Genomic DNA, 17,537 nt, shown 5'->3' with positions numbered 1-17,537 from the left:
TAGTGAGATATATTTTTATATCCCCGATCACACCCCAGTAATCACGAAAAGTCAGATAGGCCAAGTATCACGGAGCAATACCACCCCAAACCCCCGTTGCGAGTGAGAGGACACCTGCGAGTGAACCCCCACCTTGCGAATGAGGCAGTAGCTTCAATTTAGAATATCTTCCACCACCCCCGTTGCGAGTGTACCCCCCGTCTGCGAGTGAGGAGACCCAGTAGGAATCGAAGCTACTCTCTTGTCCAGGGAGTCGTCACTCCCCCATTACAAGTGAGGAAAGGTCTGCGAGTCAGTAACCAACGACTGAAGTCGTGGGCTTGTCAGTGGACTCCCCTTCGGCCTCCGTTACGGAGTAGGCGGAGAACTCGCCGTTCAGGTTCAGCGTCCCTGACGTCAGCGCACACTGACAGGGTGCACCTCCACCCGAAGACTTCTGCCCCGAGTGGAGTCTCTTGAGAAGTTTACGAGCGATGTTCTTGCTCGCATTGTAGTCAGCATTCAGTTCGTACTCGCACTTCTGGCACACGAATTGGTGTTTCGACCGCCGATTCGACTCGTGCGTAAATCCACACGACGAACACCGCTGAGACGTGTACGCAGGACTCACCTGCTCGACCTTAATGCCGAACATCTCGGCTTTGTATTCGACGTACTGGTAGAGGCGTTGAAACGCCCATGTGTGGAATCGCTTTGCACTAACCATTCGCTTGCGAATGTCGGTTAGGTTCTCGAACGCGATGTGTGTACAGCCGTGGTTGCGGGCTTCTTCAAGAATCTGGTTTGAGGCGCGATGCAGTTCGTCCTGCATCCAGCGGTGTTCTCGGTCTTTCATCGACTGAATCGACAGGTGTGCCGACCGCGTACCTGCCTGTTGCATCGACCCACGAATCTTCTCGAACTCACGGCGTCGATGATTCATCTCGTCGGAATTCCCGATGAACGCGCCAGTCGAAGTCACAGCGAGCGAGCCGTCCACGTTGAGATCAACGCCAAGAACTGTTCTGTGCTTGGGATCAGAAGAAGTCGTGGACGACTCATCGCTTTCGATTCGACGCATCCGTGCATGGAGGTAGAACGACTCTGTGGGGCGGTCGTACTGTAACGTGGACATTCGGAACTCGTAGTCCTCGTTCAGCAAGTACTCGCCAATTGGTGTTCCCTCGGGGTCATCGGGAATCACGTAATCACACTCAACGCGACCGTTCACTGTAGACAGCGAAACGTGGTCGCGGTGGAACGTCGCAGAGCGTTTGTCGTAGACAACGCTCCACGCATCGAAGTGTGGTTGACTCGTGTTGTCGCCTTTTTTGAGACGGGCGACGCCGCTTTTGGTGGCCTCGATAGCACGTCGAATCCCTTTCTGGACGAGGTTAGCGTGCATGTAGTCCGTATCTTCACGGAGTTGGTCGTAGAGAGCGTTTTCAGCTTTCTGTTTCGAGGTCACACAGTAATCGTTCGGGTGTCTCCACGCCCACTCTGCGGTGGTGTTCGCACAGTGGAGGAACTGATTTTTGGTCTGATGGAGGGCGTCGCACCGCTCTGTGGGTACGTCGAGTTTGACTTTGACGGTACGAATGACCTCCATTGGTAATTCACATATTGAACTATCTATTTATAATAGTTTAGATTGACGTGGGGGAGTCGGACTGCTATCGCTCGTGGATAGGTTCGAGCCTTGTCGGATTCCTCCCACGTCATCAGAACTCAAAGAGTTCTGATTGGCTAACAAGACGCCACGCGTCTTGTGAACGGCTAAAGCCGTGGGCTTCCTCCTTGCATCTCTGTGAACCCCATGTCTGCGAGTGAGCAAGCGGACACGCTCTAAGAAAACCCCCCTTGCGAGTGTACCCCCTATCTGCAAGTGAGGAGATTGGAATAGAATCGTTCAGAATTGTTTAGAAACTAGATTACATTCTCCTAAAAGTGAATATAAGTTGAAAAACTCTGTTGGTCATGCTTACATTTTGGATTTAATCTGATCGATGTAGCTCTGAAGGGTTGAGTGAGCTCCTTCGAGTTCTGAGATAGGGGTGTTTAGGTCAATTGCGAGCTTCCACTTGTTGGTTGTGCCCTCACTCGGACCACGCCCATAGTGCTTCTTCTCAAGCAAACCGGAGCCTTGGAGATCACCGAGTTTGTCTTCGTAGGTCCGATACGCAAGGCATTCGAGATCGTGTTCGCTCGTCGCCCTCTCGTAGGTCGCGTAGAGAGTGGCGGTCTCAATCCATGGTTCGCCTTCGATGGTACGTTCAACGACATTCAGGAGAGCGATTTGACGCTGTGTAGGGGCGGAGACGATTCCTTCGGAAAGCGCCTGCTTCTCGAGGAACTCGTGGGCTCTCTCGACGTGGGCCTCCTGCACCGTGCTATCTTCTTCATCGTCCGCGAAATCACAGGCATGAGAAAGCAGCTCAAGTGCGTGGCGGGCGTCGCCTGTCTCCTTGGCTGCGTAGGCCGCACACAAACTGATGGCTGCTGGGTCTAACACGTCTGACTGGAGTGCCTCGTGCGCCTCTTGGCCGTCGAAGTAGGTGTCCTTCAGTGCGTTCACCGCGCGTCGCGCAAGGATATCGCGGAGTTGATTCGCGTCGTAGGAATTGAAGTGAACCTCCCGTTTCCCAAGCGATGAACGGACGTCCTCGCCAAGATTTTTCCGGAAGTTAAGATCGTTCGTGATACCGATAAGACCGAGCCGGATACCTTCGATCGACGCTCGCGAGAGTTCGTAGAGAATATAGTCGTCATCGCCGATTGCGTCGAGTTCGTCGAGAACAAGAATGACGGTCCCACCGACTTCCTGGAGTTCGTCGACAAGCATATTGAACAATACTTTGCGTGGGTAGCCAGCCGGTGTGTCTTCGCCAGGACCGGACTTGATTTCACGGAGCGTTTTCACAGTGTCGGCGAGCACTTGATAGGAACCGTTTGCACCCTCGCAGGAGACATGAACAACGGTGAGGTCGATGTCGTTCTCTTCTGCGTAGTGTTTGAGTTGCGCGGTCTTTAGGTCGATTCCCACAGTCTTGCCCTGTCCAGTTGGGCCGTAAACGAGGACGTTCCTCGGGGTACCGTCCATGGTGACCGGTTTGAGGGCTTGGTGAAGTTGGTCGAGTTCCTCTTGCCGTTCAGGTAGGTCGTTAGGTTTGTAAGTATCTGTACTGGGGTCCAGCGCATCCACGTTCTCGTAAATGGTTTCGGTTTTTCCGAATTCTTTCATACATTGGTCCATCACGCAAATACACATAAAACCCCCGTTGCGAGTGAGGGGTGGCTTGCGAGTGAGGAAGTTAAAGGCGGTGTTTGCGAGTGAGAACAACGGGGGGAGGGGGGGTTTGCGAGTGAGAACGCAAAAAAGAGAGGGTGGGGGTTTGGCGTGTCGATACGAAAAGAACCCTAAGTGGCGGCTACGTATGGCGATTTGAGCACTTGTGTTAAAAGAGGATTTCATGTCGAGTCGAAATCGGTCTATCGCGTCCATTATATACTTTACTATTAATGTAATTGTAGTAAGTAGTAGTAAGATGAGAAATCAGCCGCCGTGGCGCGATTTTTCCTGAACATCACTTCCGTGATCGATGGGCGAAAAACCGTAGTTTATACATGCGAAATGGTAAAAGGTAGATACCCCGTCCTATTGGTTCACCGTCGCTCACTCGCAACAACCCCCTCTCCCCGTCCGTAATCGAGTAGTTTCGACTTGTACGAAGCGAGGTCGATAGAGCAAACACTTGAGACATCATTACTGAGCGATTGACGTCCCAGATGTAGGTCACGTTAATGGCAACAACGCTGCTTGTCATTGACCCAGACTCAAACGCAAAAATCAAGCAGAGATATTCGCTCTACAAGGTGCTTTGGTCGATGATGGGTATGGACATACTCTCTGAGAGGCGCATCCGCGACCATATTAACACGCTCAAGATGTTCGGGCTTATCGATTCTCAGGTGACGCGGAAGCCGGACGTTCATTTATTCGCTTGTTGATGAACCACGGACAATCATCGAAACATTCCAGGTGGCCCTCGTCTCAAAAGTCGGGTTCCCTTCGTCTACCCAGAATTTACTCAATCAGTATGAGTCATCGACTCATTGCGGGATTTCAGAGTGAACTGGGCTTCTGAACGCTGAATACACTTACAATCCGGGGGGTCAAAACACGAATTAGTATCTATTTAGGAGAGTAACTTCCATAGATATTTATAAAATATTGATCTAGGTTGGATAACAATGTTTGATTTGACTGGATTCCAGCGTGACCTTCTGATTGTCACAGCGGGGTTAGACGAACCGCATGGTCTCGCAATCAAAGAAGAGATGGATAATTACTACGAATCAGAAATTCATCATGGACGTCTTTATCCAAATCTCGATACGCTCGTCGAAAAAGGTCTGATCAAAAAGGGACAGGCCGATAGACGAACAAACTTCTACATTCTCACAGAGAGAGGTGTGCGTGAACTAAACGCACGGAGCGACTGGGAAACCCAATATGTTGACGCCTGACTAAACTGATAAAACGAAACAACCCTACTTGTCCATCTCTTATTCAGTCGTTTGAATCAACCGGGCCTTTGTATTTTGAACGTATCTTGTCGCCTTCACGCCACTGCCAGTAGTAGTAGCGATTGTCGTTGATCTCCTTAATGGTGACCGTCGCCTTCGAGGGAACGTCATCCGGAAGGTCCTCTGGTCGCTCTTCGACTTCTTCGTTCTCTTCGTCTTCCGCTAGTCGTACCTCTCGCTCACGGTATTCAGCGAGTTCCTCGGTGTACTTGGCGACGTGTCGAAGGAGTTCAGGCGTGTAATCGTCAAGTATGTCGATGACGTCGGTGGGAAGTCCCTGTGGGGGTTTCGGTGGCTCGTAGGACATGGTAACTCAACCCGTGTTAACCAACAAAGAACGTCAACAACATAGTATTGTTGGTTAAGAATATGCCTGACTGTTCTTCGTCAACTCTATCCTCAGGTGTAACTCTACTCAAAACTACTTTATAAATTAGTTTCGTACTATGTTACAACGTGCTGCGACGAATCGAACTTGAGGTGCTCGCTGCTGTCGAACGTGGCGACACGATCTCCGAGCTCGCGACGAAGTTCGACCACAGCAAGAGTTACCTCTCCCGTGCTGTCGGTGAACTCGTTGAGAAGGGCTTGGTCTACACGGAATGTGACGGCCGCCGGAAACGAGTCATCCCGTCAGATGCTCGTGCCGTCGAACTCTACCAGGACCTCGTCCGTCAGCACTCACACATCGAATTCCCTGAGCTGTTGACCGGCAAGGCACTTGAGGTGCTGTACTACCTCGACGAGCTGCGAACTGTCTCCGAGATCGCCGACCGGAGCGACAACTACCGCAACACGGTCAACCGCGTTCTCAAACGGTTTCGCGACCGGAGTCTCGTCGGGACGGACGACGGCCGCTATGACTTCAACGCCGACTTCGACCGCCTCCACGAGTTCGCACGTGAACTCGCACACCATCTGCATCGCCAACGCCTAGAATCCGTCGCCCGAAGGGCACGATTCTCTGGGAGGACTACGACGAATTCCTCGCCCAGGCCGAGACGGAGATTGACGCAGAGGGGCTCCACGAAACCGGTCTCGCTCGGTTCGCGGCGTTCGACCTCCAGTTTTTGCTGACCCGCCACCGCTACTGCCTCTACTCCGAGGACCTCGACGCAGTCTCGCCGGCGGAGCTCTGCTGTCACGCCCTCTTGATCGACGACGGCAGCCGCCACCGCTCGTACTGTCTCCTCCTGCTCAGCCACGTCGACGTCGACGAGGGGCACCTCCGAGAGCGAGCGGCGAACTATGACCTTGAAGACAAAATCGACGCCTTGGTCCGCTACCTCGAGACGCACGGAGAGGTCGACGACGACCGGCTCCCGGAGTGGAACGTGTTCCAGGAGCTGGCGGCTGACTACGAGGTGCGACTATTCTGAGACCGAACGTCGTCGCCAGCCGTAGCGTCTGCCAGCGTCAGTTCGGATCGTAGGGATTCGTTGCTGTATCGAGCCGATAGACATCCTCGACAGCGTCAAAATCGTCGTCAAACGCATACAGGTAGCCGAGTCCCTCGGTTTGCATATACGCCACAATGCAGGCATCGACAAAGGAGAGTGGTTCGTGTTGGCGGAATAGGGCCTTCCCCGTCGCGAGGGCGTCGGTGGTGAGTGAGTCGATGTGGAAGCGGGCGTTTTCTTCGATGCGATCGAGGAGATCAACGGCTGCGTCGTGGCCGGCGTGGGTCGTGAGGCCGTTGAGCGTTTCGGCGAGTACGTAGTCGAGAACGACTGCCTCCGGAAGCGTCCCATCGTCGATGCCTCGGAGCATCGGGAGTGCGGCATCGTGGGAACTATCTCGTTGGTATGCGGCGGCAAAGAGGACCGTCGTATCGATGAGTGCACGGGGCATTTACTCGACGTCGACGCCCCAGGCGTCGTGGTCGGTCGTCACATCGGTCGGCTCTTCACCAGCGTAGCCGTCGAAGTCGGCGAACGTGCCCGTTTGCTGTTGGATAACTCGAACTCGGATGCTCCCGTCGTCTTCGAGTTGCCAGCGGAGCTGGTCACCGTCGTCGATATCGAGTTCACGCCGAATTCGGGCGGGGATGTTTGCCTGGTTTCCAGACACCTTGCTTTCGGCGTCGATCCTGTCGCTGCTCATATCTCCCAGTAGGTGACCGGCCGTGAAAAGTCTAGTGTGCCGCCACACTACTTAGTGCTACAAGAGCGATCCCTATGAAGAGGACGGAGATCTACTCCAGGGTTGCTGGGAGCCGTCCGTCGGGCCTCGGAACACGCCCGCTTTTGATTTCGTGATCCACCTGACGCATATGCTTGCAACCACCTTCGGGTGTTCGTTGCTGCCAGTCGAGGCAGGTACACGACTCGCCGATGATATCTACTTCGTAACTGTTCCCGGACGCGGACTGTACCTCGTAGCGGCCACCTTTCGAGAGGAGCGAGACGTCCATTGCTTCGGCGACGGCACGCTTCGTGCGGGGCTCGAGATCGTTCTGCGACTGTGCGTTCTCGTCAACGACCAGCCGGTCACGAACGTCGCCCGTTCGGCCACCGTCCGGGGCGACGGCTTCCGCAGGGCCACTGAGCCGCTCGTGGAGCAACTCCTCCACCGGATGGCCTTCCGGCCACAAGTAGTGGACCTCGCGGCGCTCGCGATGGTCGTAGGAGCCGCACGCGGCTGCGCTCCCGGTCCAGACGCCCCAGGCCCCGAGCGCGGCCATCATGTCGACGATGTCACGGGGAACCGTCTGGTGGTCGTCCGGGAAGAACACTCGGAAGCGGGTACACGCCTCCTGCGGCGGGACAGTCTTCCACCAGTCTTCGCTGGAGCCCCAGCTGTGGAACATCGCATCGTCGCTCCCGTAGCCGACAGTCACGCCGTCGATCGGCGTCCAGTCCGACGGGAGGTGGTCCGCCTCGCCTTCGAGTACCCGGAGGACGGCGTATCGGAGGTACTCGTGGGCTTGGTTCTCTGTTGTTCGAGCGACCTGGTCGTGCTGCTCGCCGACGTGCTTGGTTTCCTCGAGGACTGTCGTGAGATAGCGGTCAGTCATCATTCGACGGAGGCCGAAATGCGCCTCCGCCCCTCCGCGGGCGCAGAAAAACTTCCAGTAGCTGGTAGCCCGCTTTCTTTATTCAGGACTGACTGTGGAACCACTGATAGATACAGGGCAAAGCGTTACCGCGGCGCTGATCTCTGGATTGACGCTAATCGGTGACGGCCATCAGTTGCTCTGATCTACGAGACCAGCACAGAGGTAGAGAACGGTAAAGCCCGCTCCAGCGGGCAGCAAACGGTTGCTCGGCCACGGAATCACTCCTCCCAGTTGGTTTCTCCAGCGTTTTCCGATGGACGGAGAATAGATGGTCCGATCGAGAGCGTTCGCTTGGCGAGTGTCGTGAGACGAAAAATGTAGGCAGCGAGCAACAACAGCGGCAATGCCGTGATCGTAAACGCGCCACTCACAACCCACGTTACATTGTCGATCCCCAGCATGTCTCCAGGAAACATCCCTGGGTTGGAGAAGAATCCCATTCCGGCCGCGATAGCCAGCGCGGGGAGTCCGAGATAGAGAATCTGCCGCGAGAGGTTGACGAGGTCCGATTCGAAGTATAGCGACTTGATGTGCTCTCGGACGGGGGCGAAGTACTGGAGGACAGCATTCACCTCGGCTAATGCCTCTTGTTGCTCGTCGGTGAGCGTGTCCGCGTATTCCTTTCGGATACGACGGAGCTCGTACATATGCCATGCGTAGTTGTAATCCAGTGCTGCTTGCATGATGGCGAACTCCCCGAACTGCACGTCACGGAGCTGTTCGTCGACGAGGTCGGCGTTCGACACCAGATTATCGACGAACTGCTGGACATCTACACGGAGTTCGTCGTCGTCGCTGTTCGTAATGACTTCGCCGGCCAGCTCCGCCTTGTCACTGCTCAACTCAACGAGTACCCGCAGGAACTCGCTCGGCTCAGGTGGACTAGCTGTGCCGAGAAAATCTTCGACGTCGTCACGGAACGATAGTTCGCCGTCCATCCGTTCACGCTGGTCGCCGAGTGGACCGAGTTCCTGGGCAAGTACGAGCTGACTGATCGTGACGACGAGCGTGACCGAGGTGGTGATCGAGAGTATCATCGTCTGAAAGGCTGAGCCGACTAATCCGGTGGCGCCCATCATTTCTCGCAATGACACGTCACCAAGCGTACTCAGCCCGATGATAGCGCTGAAGAGCCCGAGCGCCAGACCAGCGGTCAGCACATACCGGTTCAGATTGAGCAGGAATTTGAGACGGAGACGTTCATACCGCCTGTCAATTCGCTCGTACATCCTGTCATCCGGCGCTGAGTCACCCATCATAGCTATCTACACCCGTGTACGAGGCGTTGTGTCTCGCTTTCACCGGTTCAATTCTGATCACGGGCCGAGCGTAATCGAGTACCAACGTGTAGTAGTCTATCATACGCAACGAGTTCAATCTTCACAGGTCGAACGGATGGATTGAGGGCGCGGGTCATCAGCGTGCCAAAGGTGTGTCCATGTGCGATGGCTCAATGATAATTTGCAGGAGTGATTTACCGAATCCGATTCCTCTGTTTCGAGATTAGCAATGAATAAAGAAACGGCGTCCTATCTACTGCTTAACCAACAGAATGAAAGCAAGTATCCCTCTGTTAGTTAATTAAATTGGCGGGAGAGTCAGTCCTCAAGGACGTCGATGAGTTCTTCCGCTGTCTGACTGATCCGCCCGAGCCGTTCACGAACGATCTCGGGATCGTCCGACTCCCACGCAGCTAGGTAGAACGCCGATCCGCTGGTGTCGAGCCCGCAGTACCGGCCGACGACGTAAGCGACCGCCTCGGCCTCGACTTCGCGTTTCGACCGCTCGGTGCCGTCGTCGACGTCGAAGTGGAGCAGGGCATGCGCGTACTCGTGAATCAGCGTCCGCGCAAGGTCGGCATCGTTCTCCCGATCACGAACCTCCACGAGCGGTTGCACGTCGACGAGGCTCAGCTGCTCGCAGATGCCCTTCGCCTCCCCGTGCGTCCACTCCTCTTTTGGAACGACCCGAACCGTGACGCCGAGCTCATCAGCGACAGCAGTCAGTTGGGAAACCAGGTCGCCCGCGTCCCCGGTCGTTTCCGTATCGAGGTCAGCGAGCGGTTCACCCTCGGTCTGGGAGACATCGAACACCGGCGCGGACTTGAACCCGACCAGGCCTTCGGACCACTCCTCGAGCGGCGTCTCGTCGTACTCACAGTCATTGTTCTCGTGGTGGCTCGGCGAGTTTTCGCATTCCGGGCAATGTTTGGTGATGATCGGCGCCCAGATCCAGATGGCTGACTCACCCTCCTTGACGTGGCGATCGAACTCCTCCTGCCACGTCCGGTAGCCCGCCACGCGGGTAGCTTCGGGACACTGGCGCTTGATCAGGAGCGTGTTCCGGTAGGAGTAGTCGTGGAACCGACTCTGGACGTCGAGCCATTCTTGGAACTCCGCGCTGGCCTGCGCGTTGTCGACGTCGGCGACGAGGTCGTCGATCCACTGTTCGATGGTGCTGTTCATCTCGTCTGATCGTGTGTCGGTCTGCTCGAAGGAGACCGACGAATCACTGGTCGTAGCCATTGTATTCACCGAATCGAGTTCACGGCAACTGCGGCAGTTCAGAACGCGCCGCACCCCTCAGGGGCGTATAAAAACAGTCTCTATACCGAAATTAACGATTTCAGCCACTCTGCAATGGGGATACTTGCAGTACTGGTGCTACTGGTTAGTCACCGGTGGGGACTTACGCCTGCTACTATCATCTCTACAAAATGAGAGGGCATGGGTTGATGGATGTCGGCAGTGGTCGTCTCTCAGCAAATCTATGACCGCGCTCTCGAAACAGTGGATCCAGCACAATCAAGTCGGTATCTACGCCGTTGGGGTCATCCTCGCAATTGCTGTCGGCCTTGGCCTCCCGAGCGCGAGCTCGGTTCTGGAACCGCTCATCAACCCCGTGCTCGCGGTGCTGTTGTACGTAACGTTCCTCAAGATCCCGTTTGTCAGGATTCGTCGAGCGTTTCGGAACGGCCGGTTCATGGCTGCGGCGCTCGGGATGAACTTCGTGGTCGTCCCGATCGTCGTGTTCGGGCTCACGCGATTTTTTCCACAGGAGCCAGTCATTCTCGTGGGAACGTTTATGGTCTTGTTGACGCCGTGTATCGACTACGTCATCACGTTCACCGAACTCGCGGACGGTGATGCCGAGCAGATCACAGCCGCGACGCCGACTCTGATGCTCATCCAGCTGCTGTTGCTCCCGCTGTATCTTTGGCTATTCATGGGCCAGCAGGTGGCCGAATTCATTGAGGCCGAGCCGTTCATCGAGGCGTTCGTTGTCATCATCGCGCTGCCACTGACGTTCGCGTGGGTGACCGAATACTGGGCGGAGCGCTCCAGTCGGGGCGAACAGTGGCAGGAGACGATGGGCTGGTTGCCGGTACCGATGATGGGGGCGACGCTGTTCGTCGTCATCGCCTCCCCGCTGCCGCGTGTGCAGGATTCGATTGGACAGATCGTGTCGGTTGTCCCCGTCTACGTGGCGTTCCTCGTCATTATGCCACTGCTCGGACGGCTAGTAGCCGGACTACTGGGGATGGATGCTGGTGAGAGTCGAGCGCTCGTGTTCACCTCCGTAACGCGAAACTCGCTGGTTATTCTCCCGCTGGCGCTCGCGCTTCCGTCGGGCTACGCGCTCGCACCGGCAGTCATCGTTACTCAGACGCTCGTCGAACTAACGGGGATGGTTGTCCTCACGCGAGTCGTCCCGGCCTGGTTGGTCCCGAATTCACCCGACCAGTTCCTCGATACCGATGTCGGGCAGAGTGATTGAGCCACGCTCGACAGGCTTCCAGTCCTCACCTGGCTCCGGACTCCACCAATCGACTTTGTAGGCGCCCGGTGCGCCGAAGACCTTCACGCGTGCCGACCTATCAGGCAGGTCGCGACGCAGTTTTTCGTCGACGTGGAGGTTCCAGGTCGTGGCTGAATCGAATGCGGTGCCGCTCGGTTCGTGAACGAGAACTTGGTCTTCAGGAACGGATGTGACGACGTCCGCCTTCTACGGCGTGATGAGCACAATCTGTGTTCATTCAAACGGACGAATCCTTTTCTGCCTACCAGACGATTGTTACTTTATGCCAGTAGCTCCTTCCCCCAGCGAAATATTCGACAGAGCAGTCGAGGAGGGCGAACGGCGCCTCGACCAGTCGATGCTTGAACTCGTCGCGACGAGTTTCATCGCTGGATTCACCATCGTCTTCGGTATTGCGGCACTCGGCATCGTCCACGCGCTGGTCAAACCTGAGTTCGGCGATGTTGCCACGATTGCTGGCGCGCTCATCTTCGGCGTAGGCGTTGTCTTCCTGGTCATCGGCCGTGCGGAACTCTTCAACGAGAACTTCTTCGACCCGGTGGCAAAGGCAGTCGATCAATCCGGGTCGTGGATGGTATTCCCGCTTTTCCGTCTGTGGGTCGTCACCTTCGTCGTTAACCTCATTGGTGGCATTCTCTTCGCATTGGTGTTCGCCGTTGATGGAGTGCTTCCGACCGGTGCTGGGGCCGCGTTAAGTACGGTAGCCGAAGAGCTTGCCGGCCGAGGAGTCATAGCCGGGTTCGCAAGCGCTATTGTTGGAGGTGCCCTCGTGACCCTGCTCTCGTTTCTTCTCGAGGGAGTCAACAGCGTTCGGAGCCGCATTACGATGGCCTATATCGTCGGTGTCTTGCTGGCTCTCGGACCCTTTGACCACGTGATCGTTACCACACTTCACGTCGTTTTCGGGATTCTCTTCGGGGCCGACGTCGGCTACGGGCTAGTGGCTGAAATTCTCGTCGTCACGACTGCGGGGAATCTCGTCGGCGGACTGGGATTAGTTACGGTCACCCACATCGCCCAAGCAGTAGGCGCAGAGGAATAGACACCCTTTATTCACCACGGCTCTATGAACATCAATGACATCTTTGAGAATCTACTACGGTACGCTGGCACGTCTTCTTAGCGGTTCATTCATCGCAGAACCTCTGCAGCAAACAGACTCGTTGTGCTGACTATCCTCTCTGTATCTCGCACACAGTTTCTGACTGAACTCTGGTAGTTTGTTCAGCTGCTGGATAGAGAGCGCATATTCAACAGCTCGTAGGAACAGCTCGGTGAGATTTCGATTTGGTACAGACGAATACTATCCACTTCAGCACCTGTCTCGTATTTCGAATCAATTACTCCGATGTGTAGGTCGCCTCGATAACGACTTCGTCCTCGTGATTGAGTAGGCGTACTGTTTCTTCTCCGTCTTCAAGCACTAATTCAGGGAGAGCAGCGTCCCGATAATACGTTGGGGGGTCGGTTAGGGCAACGCTGTCACCCGCTCCCTGACTAACAATAGCCACCGTACTCTGTGCTTCGAGGGATAATCCCCCAGTAAGTGTGTATTCATAGCCTGAACTATATGTGAGCGTGTAGCCGCTGACATACTGGCTTTCTCCGGAAATATTCGTTATCTGTATCCGTTCTCGGACGGAATCCGCCGTGTCTCCTTCTTGTTCGGCGAATCCAACCTCAAAGTCGGACTCATTACCAGTCGGTGTTTTTGACCTCGTGCGGTCATCTTCATCGTCGGTAGCAGTACTCAGACACCCAAGGAGGAGGTTAGAGAAAGCAACTCCAACCGTTGCGAGGACTGTACGCCGTTCCACACTTTCAATCAATCAGTACTCGGATATATACTTTCTCTAAGATCTACACGCTCTTTGTCCTACCCAATTTGCGCGAGACGCACACCCACCTACCAGCCTATTTGGCCAGGTTTTGTAAATTCATCGTCCGAATCCTTGCTGCATACACCCTCTGTATCTTGCACTCCGTTACTGACCGCGATTGAGGAGTTCGCTCACCGACTGCTGAATACAGCGCGCGAATGTTGCACAAGATTCGACCCGATTTGTGAAAGTGGGGATCGCCCAGGAGAATAGCAGACCTTTACAGCTGGAAGCCAACAATACGGACGATGGCTACCGAGGCCACGTTCACGGTTCCGTCAGACCAGCTTCCCTTGGGGACAGTGTTCCACCAGCTGCCGGAAGCGAAGGTTGAATTGAAGCGAATTATCCCCGCACGGGACGTGGTGATTCCCTACTTCTGGGTGCGGGGGACTGAAGTCGACGACATTGAGAGTGCATTCACCGAACACCCGGAGGTAACCAGATACTCTTGAACAGGTAAGAGCTCACCGCGATAACGGTACTCACTTACGGTCGGAACGACCAGCAGCGGATGATACGGTGGGGTTCGTTCCCACTACGAGGGACAGGTATGACCAATTCATCTGAAACGGATAGCCAGCTCACTTCCGCCGACGACCGGGCGCCAATCGCTGTCCGCGTCGGTAGCGCAGTCGAGGCCCTTGATCCGGCGTACTTTGGGTTCGTTATGTCCACTGGAATCGTCTCAATCGCGTTTCGAGAGCTAAACATCGCGATAGTCGCCCAGTCCTTGGCGATTTTCAACGTCGGTTGTTACGGGCTGCTCCTCGTTCTGTTCGCAGCGCGGCTGGCGGCATTTCCCGACCGTATGCTCGCGGACCTACGGGATCGGGAGCGTCATTGGGGGACACTCACGTTCATTGTTGCGACGAATACCGTTGGCACGCAACTGCTAGTCTTTTCTGATGCGATGTGGGTAGCGACCGCGCTCTGGGTAACGACGGTAGTCGCCACGCCTCTGTTGTTGTACTATCTATTTGCGACTGAGTTCATTGGAGCACGTAAAGCCGACGTAAGCGAACGTATCGACGGTGCCTTCCTGTTAGTGATCGTCTGTATGCAATCGCTCGCAGTTCTCGGAGGGCTGTTGGCCGACGCGTTGCCAGCCTATGCAGATGTGACCGTCCTGCTGAGTATGAGCTACTTTGGCTCGGGGTACGTCCTGTACTTTATTGTTATCACCGTCGTCACCTATCGACTACTCGACGGCGCAGTTCAACCTGACGACTGGACCGGTCCGTACTGGATCATGATGGGCGCGGCGGCGATTACGACACTTGCCGGGACGACACTCGGTCCGCAGTTGGAGTCGGTGCCGGGGTGGGCGCCGTACGCGCCAGTGATTGTCGGCGTCACATTTCTCGCGTGGGCGATTGCCTCGTGGTGGATCCCTCTCCTGTTGACCCTTGATGTCTGGAAGTTCCTCACTGACGATATCGAAACACGAACACCGGGGTGGGTCATACTCGTTCCGTGGTCACGGCTCGGGTTCGGTCGACGGCTCCATACGTACGCGCCGACCGCGTGGGGGCGAGTGTTCCCGATGGGCATGTACACCGCCTGTACGTTGAACCTCGCCGGGATTGGTACATTCGGGTTGCTCTCCGTCGTACCAGCGTATTGGGGGTGGTTCGCGCTGGGCGTGTGGGGGTTAACGTTCGTCGGAATGGTACGGGCGGTCCTGCGGGTATTCCTAGGGAACCCACCGTCGACGACGACTTCGAAATCCGCATAGTGACAGGGGAAGGTGGGAGACGTGAACGAGAACGATACCGAGAACGAGAAGCGACTTCAGGTCGGTCAGATGTTCGCGCTGTTGGGATAGTAGTGGAGCACGTCGTCGCGCCAGCCCCCCTTCCCTTTGTCGATGTCGTCGATGAAATGGAAGTGCAAGCGCGAAGACACCCACTACGTTCCAGTTGACCCCGCAGGGACGACCAAAGAGTGCGCGGCGTACGGTGTTTCGACGGACAAACCGCTGTGGGTTCGCGAACACTCTTGCCCGGGGTGGGGGTTCACACAGATGCGAGGCGGAAGCCCACGACTGAAGTCGTGGGTTACTGACATCGGATAGAGGTCCGAATGCGGCGTGGGATATCTTAGACCGCGGACTCAAGCAAATAGGCACGGGCTGTGCCGAATCAACGCCTGCGGAGACTGCGCTCCATAATTCCGTTTTCAATATTTCGTTATTCTTCTTTAAACTCCACGCGTGGTACGAATGGGCCAAAGTCAGCGGTCCGTGATGCTATTGAGGCGATGCGGAGTGTGTAGACGAGTAGTACAATAAACGGGAGGAAAACAAAAGTGACGACAAAGCTGACGATAAGTACGAGTCGATTCAATGCGACGGCCGTCTCAATGATTATCGGATACGTCATCATGAAAATTCCACCGCCGAGCAGCGTTGGGAACCCGACAATCAGCAGAAGCTTCGAGAGATGCGCGAGTTCGTACTGCATATATAGCGTTTTGAACGTTTGCCGAGCGATAGCGAGATGTCCGAGTAATTCGATGAGTATGTCGAGCGTTTCCAAAACGTCGCTTGAGAATCCATCGGCATAATGTGTTCGAATCCGTCTGGCAGCGTATAAGTGCCCACCATTGAAATGCCCAAGCAAAGCCGATAGAGCGTCGAACGTACCAAAATCCGCGTCTACAAGCGACTCTGAAACAAGTTCGCCCTCGGTTGTGACGGCGTTGATGAAATCACTAACATTTTCGGCACGGTCTGGATCATTAATTTGATTTATATCCATTTGCAGCTTTTCGGTCTGAGCGATGACGGAATCGACAATCAGTTGTAGAAAATCGGCTGGTGCGGCTGGACTAACTTCCGTTTCCGTCAATTCTTCGACTTCTCTACGAAAGGTCGTTAAAGACTCGAACCGTTCCTCGAGACCACCGGGCCAGCCGAGTTCTTGTGAGAGGACCATTTGATTGACTGCGAGAACAATCGTAATAAACGGCAAGGTGCCACCGACAATTGCCGCGACGAGCGTCGTGGCGGCGCCGGGATCTGTGACCGGGATGTAGCCGGCGAACCCAATGGTGGTGCACACACCAAATACAATAACCACGAACAGCCCAATGATAGTGTATCGATTTCCATCAAGCATTATCCACCGTTTGATGGGGGACTCTCGAAGTCGCTCGTGGACGAGATCACTTCGAGTATCATCCTCATCGATTTTCTCGTCTGTTCCAGTGCTATACTGATCCGAACTCATACCGTGTCTATAAGCGTCTACATAGAAAAATATACATTTTCGCCACCAGTTTGATAATCAATAAAAATACAATAAAATAATTTGGATAGTTGAGAGGGCTATGATTATCATACCAATAAGGAACATTATTCCTGCAATATGATATTCAAATCTACTAAATGTTGTCACGAATCTTTCTATGATTCCATTCAAATGTTGGACCGTATTCCCATTCGCATCTCGTCGAAGTGTGATAATACGTAGATAATGAGAGGCAATGTTGAGTATGGCAAACCCAATTATTATTAATGTTATATAAATTACTGGATCAGTCTCCCATGAATGTGAAATTGTGAAATAAGTATATTCAATTATCTCAGATATTTTTTTAATTATTAAATATACAGTTAAAGCTAGCGAAATGATTATCGTATGAACCCACGCGGTTTGTAATTCACTTTGGGCTTGTAGAATGGGTTCAATTTGTGGGGGTTGGTCATCTTGGTCCATTGATATTGTACCACTTTTCCACTTTATATAAGGGTTGTTTTGAAATTGGGTGTTGAAGAGAATGGTAACTGGTTATCCTGTTGACTCTTTTTCTGAGGGAGATCTCTTAATGCCAACTTCATGCGGGTACTCAACGGAAATACGCGCTCGCCCACTGATTTTATCGAAGATAAGATTGGTATGTGGATATGCCATCTCGACACCAGCATCGTCGAGTTCTTCTCACACGCTTTTGTGTATCTTTGATCGCATTTCGATGGGAAGATACGGTTTTTCGACCCAGAACGGAAGTTCTATTTGCACACCATGATCACCGAATTCGGTGATGAACACCCTCGGTTCTGCGGGACATTTGATTTCACCCAATCTAATTGCGGGGTCACCTTCGATACGTTTGGTTGTTCGTTCCAAAAGTTGCTGAGCCTCAGTCAGATCGCCTTCGTATGTCACGGTGAATTCGATTGTCACCCGTGTCCGCTCACCGTTTGCCGA

The 17,537-nt window shown here is 54.4% G+C and carries 18 protein-coding genes and 3 pseudogenes; 8 read left to right on the top strand and 13 right to left on the bottom strand.

The window, feature by feature from the left end:
• Positions 1–292: 292 nt before the first annotated feature.
• Positions 293–1,588 (bottom strand): RNA-guided endonuclease InsQ/TnpB family protein, encoded by a 1,296-nt coding sequence (locus LAQ74_RS19605; RefSeq protein ID WP_224338201.1) that lies wholly within the window; start codon positions 1,586–1,588, stop codon positions 293–295.
• Between the two features lie 372 nt (positions 1,589–1,960).
• Entirely contained in the window at positions 1,961–3,220 is a 1,260-nt protein-coding gene (locus tag LAQ74_RS19600; RefSeq protein WP_224338199.1) for a Cdc6/Cdc18 family protein, read from the bottom strand.
• A gap of 560 nt (positions 3,221–3,780) precedes the next feature.
• Between LAQ74_RS19600 and LAQ74_RS19595 the strand changes: the two genes are divergently transcribed.
• Together LAQ74_RS19595 and LAQ74_RS19590 are read left to right on the top strand one after the other, a co-directional pair.
• On the top strand, positions 3,781–3,987 hold the full coding sequence (locus LAQ74_RS19595; protein ID WP_224338197.1) for a hypothetical protein: 207 nt from the start codon (positions 3,781–3,783) through the stop codon (positions 3,985–3,987).
• 243 nt (positions 3,988–4,230) lie between these two features.
• Entirely contained in the window at positions 4,231–4,506 is a 276-nt protein-coding gene (locus LAQ74_RS19590; protein ID WP_224338195.1) for a helix-turn-helix transcriptional regulator, read from the top strand.
• Positions 4,507–4,549: 43 nt separating this feature from the next.
• On the opposite strand, the gene LAQ74_RS19585 is transcribed toward LAQ74_RS19590, so the two are convergent.
• On the bottom strand, positions 4,550–4,873 hold the full coding sequence (locus LAQ74_RS19585; RefSeq protein WP_224338193.1) for a DUF6788 family protein: 324 nt from the start codon (positions 4,871–4,873) through the stop codon (positions 4,550–4,552).
• A gap of 149 nt (positions 4,874–5,022) precedes the next feature.
• On the opposite strand from LAQ74_RS19585, the pseudogene LAQ74_RS19580 reads away from it, so the two are divergent.
• Positions 5,023–5,945: pseudogene (locus tag LAQ74_RS19580) on the top strand (MarR family transcriptional regulator).
• Between the two features lie 37 nt (positions 5,946–5,982).
• On the opposite strand, the gene LAQ74_RS19575 reads toward LAQ74_RS19580, so the two are convergent.
• The 5 genes from LAQ74_RS19575 to LAQ74_RS19555 all read right to left on the bottom strand — a co-directional run bounded on the left by LAQ74_RS19575 (position 5,983) and on the right by LAQ74_RS19555 (position 10,149).
• Positions 5,983–6,417 (bottom strand): PIN domain-containing protein, encoded by a 435-nt coding sequence (locus LAQ74_RS19575; RefSeq protein WP_224338191.1) that lies wholly within the window; start codon positions 6,415–6,417, stop codon positions 5,983–5,985.
• Complete coding sequence (locus tag LAQ74_RS19570) at positions 6,418–6,669, bottom strand: AbrB/MazE/SpoVT family DNA-binding domain-containing protein (protein ID WP_224338190.1); 252 nt, start codon at positions 6,667–6,669, stop codon at positions 6,418–6,420.
• 91 nt (positions 6,670–6,760) lie between these two features.
• Positions 6,761–7,582 (bottom strand): hypothetical protein, encoded by an 822-nt coding sequence (locus LAQ74_RS19565; RefSeq protein WP_224338188.1) that lies wholly within the window; start codon positions 7,580–7,582, stop codon positions 6,761–6,763.
• A gap of 260 nt (positions 7,583–7,842) precedes the next feature.
• Positions 7,843–8,883, bottom strand: a complete 1,041-nt coding sequence (locus LAQ74_RS19560; RefSeq protein WP_224338186.1) for a DUF7972 family membrane protein — start codon at positions 8,881–8,883, stop codon at positions 7,843–7,845.
• Between the two features lie 339 nt (positions 8,884–9,222).
• Complete coding sequence (locus LAQ74_RS19555) at positions 9,223–10,149, bottom strand: ArdC-like ssDNA-binding domain-containing protein (protein WP_224338184.1); 927 nt, start codon at positions 10,147–10,149, stop codon at positions 9,223–9,225.
• Positions 10,150–10,393: 244 nt separating this feature from the next.
• Between LAQ74_RS19555 and LAQ74_RS19550 the strand changes: the two genes are divergently transcribed.
• A complete protein-coding gene (locus LAQ74_RS19550) occupies positions 10,394–11,401 on the top strand; it encodes an arsenic resistance protein (protein ID WP_224338182.1) in 1,008 nt (335 codons plus the stop codon).
• Here the strand turns inward: LAQ74_RS19550 and LAQ74_RS19545 are convergent.
• A pseudogene (locus LAQ74_RS19545) lies at positions 11,357–11,614 on the bottom strand (DUF7567 family protein); the annotation flags it as partial. The gene LAQ74_RS19550 and the pseudogene LAQ74_RS19545 overlap by 45 nt on opposite strands.
• A 91-nt stretch (positions 11,615–11,705) precedes the next feature.
• Between LAQ74_RS19545 and LAQ74_RS19540 the strand changes: the two are divergent.
• Complete coding sequence (locus LAQ74_RS19540) at positions 11,706–12,485, top strand: formate/nitrite transporter family protein (RefSeq protein WP_224338180.1); 780 nt, start codon at positions 11,706–11,708, stop codon at positions 12,483–12,485.
• 298 nt (positions 12,486–12,783) lie between these two features.
• Here LAQ74_RS19540 and LAQ74_RS19535 read toward each other — a convergent pair whose 3' ends face one another.
• Positions 12,784–13,260 (bottom strand): lamin tail domain-containing protein, encoded by a 477-nt coding sequence (locus tag LAQ74_RS19535; protein WP_224338178.1) that lies wholly within the window; start codon positions 13,258–13,260, stop codon positions 12,784–12,786.
• A gap of 311 nt (positions 13,261–13,571) precedes the next feature.
• On the opposite strand from LAQ74_RS19535, the pseudogene LAQ74_RS19530 reads away from it, so the two are divergent.
• From LAQ74_RS19530 to LAQ74_RS19520, 3 genes and pseudogenes are all read left to right on the top strand, one after another.
• A pseudogene (locus LAQ74_RS19530) lies at positions 13,572–13,766 on the top strand (bacterio-opsin activator); the annotation flags it as partial.
• Between the two features lie 110 nt (positions 13,767–13,876).
• A complete protein-coding gene (locus LAQ74_RS19525) occupies positions 13,877–15,061 on the top strand; it encodes a tellurite resistance/C4-dicarboxylate transporter family protein (protein ID WP_224338176.1) in 1,185 nt (394 codons plus the stop codon).
• 132 nt (positions 15,062–15,193) lie between these two features.
• Positions 15,194–15,400, top strand: coding sequence for a zinc ribbon domain-containing protein (locus LAQ74_RS19520; protein ID WP_425498556.1), 207 nt, complete (start codon positions 15,194–15,196; stop codon positions 15,398–15,400).
• 115 nt (positions 15,401–15,515) lie between these two features.
• On the opposite strand, the gene LAQ74_RS19515 is transcribed toward LAQ74_RS19520, so the two are convergent.
• The 3 genes from LAQ74_RS19515 to LAQ74_RS20725 all read right to left on the bottom strand — a co-directional run bounded on the left by LAQ74_RS19515 (position 15,516) and on the right by LAQ74_RS20725 (position 17,513).
• A complete protein-coding gene (locus LAQ74_RS19515) occupies positions 15,516–16,556 on the bottom strand; it encodes a DUF7972 family membrane protein (protein WP_224338174.1) in 1,041 nt (346 codons plus the stop codon).
• A 57-nt stretch (positions 16,557–16,613) separates the two neighbouring features.
• A complete protein-coding gene (locus LAQ74_RS19510) occupies positions 16,614–17,045 on the bottom strand; it encodes a hypothetical protein (RefSeq protein WP_224338172.1) in 432 nt (143 codons plus the stop codon).
• A 222-nt stretch (positions 17,046–17,267) separates the two neighbouring features.
• Positions 17,268–17,513 (bottom strand): hypothetical protein, encoded by a 246-nt coding sequence (locus LAQ74_RS20725; protein WP_425498558.1) that lies wholly within the window; start codon positions 17,511–17,513, stop codon positions 17,268–17,270.
• Positions 17,514–17,537: the final 24 nt, after the last annotated feature.

It is taken from the genome of Haloprofundus halobius, from assembly GCF_020097835.1.
Taxonomy (GTDB): domain Archaea; phylum Halobacteriota; class Halobacteria; order Halobacteriales; family Haloferacaceae; genus Haloprofundus; species Haloprofundus halobius.
Note: the sequence above shows the minus strand (reverse complement) of the source record. Positions and strands in the feature narration are given on the sequence as shown.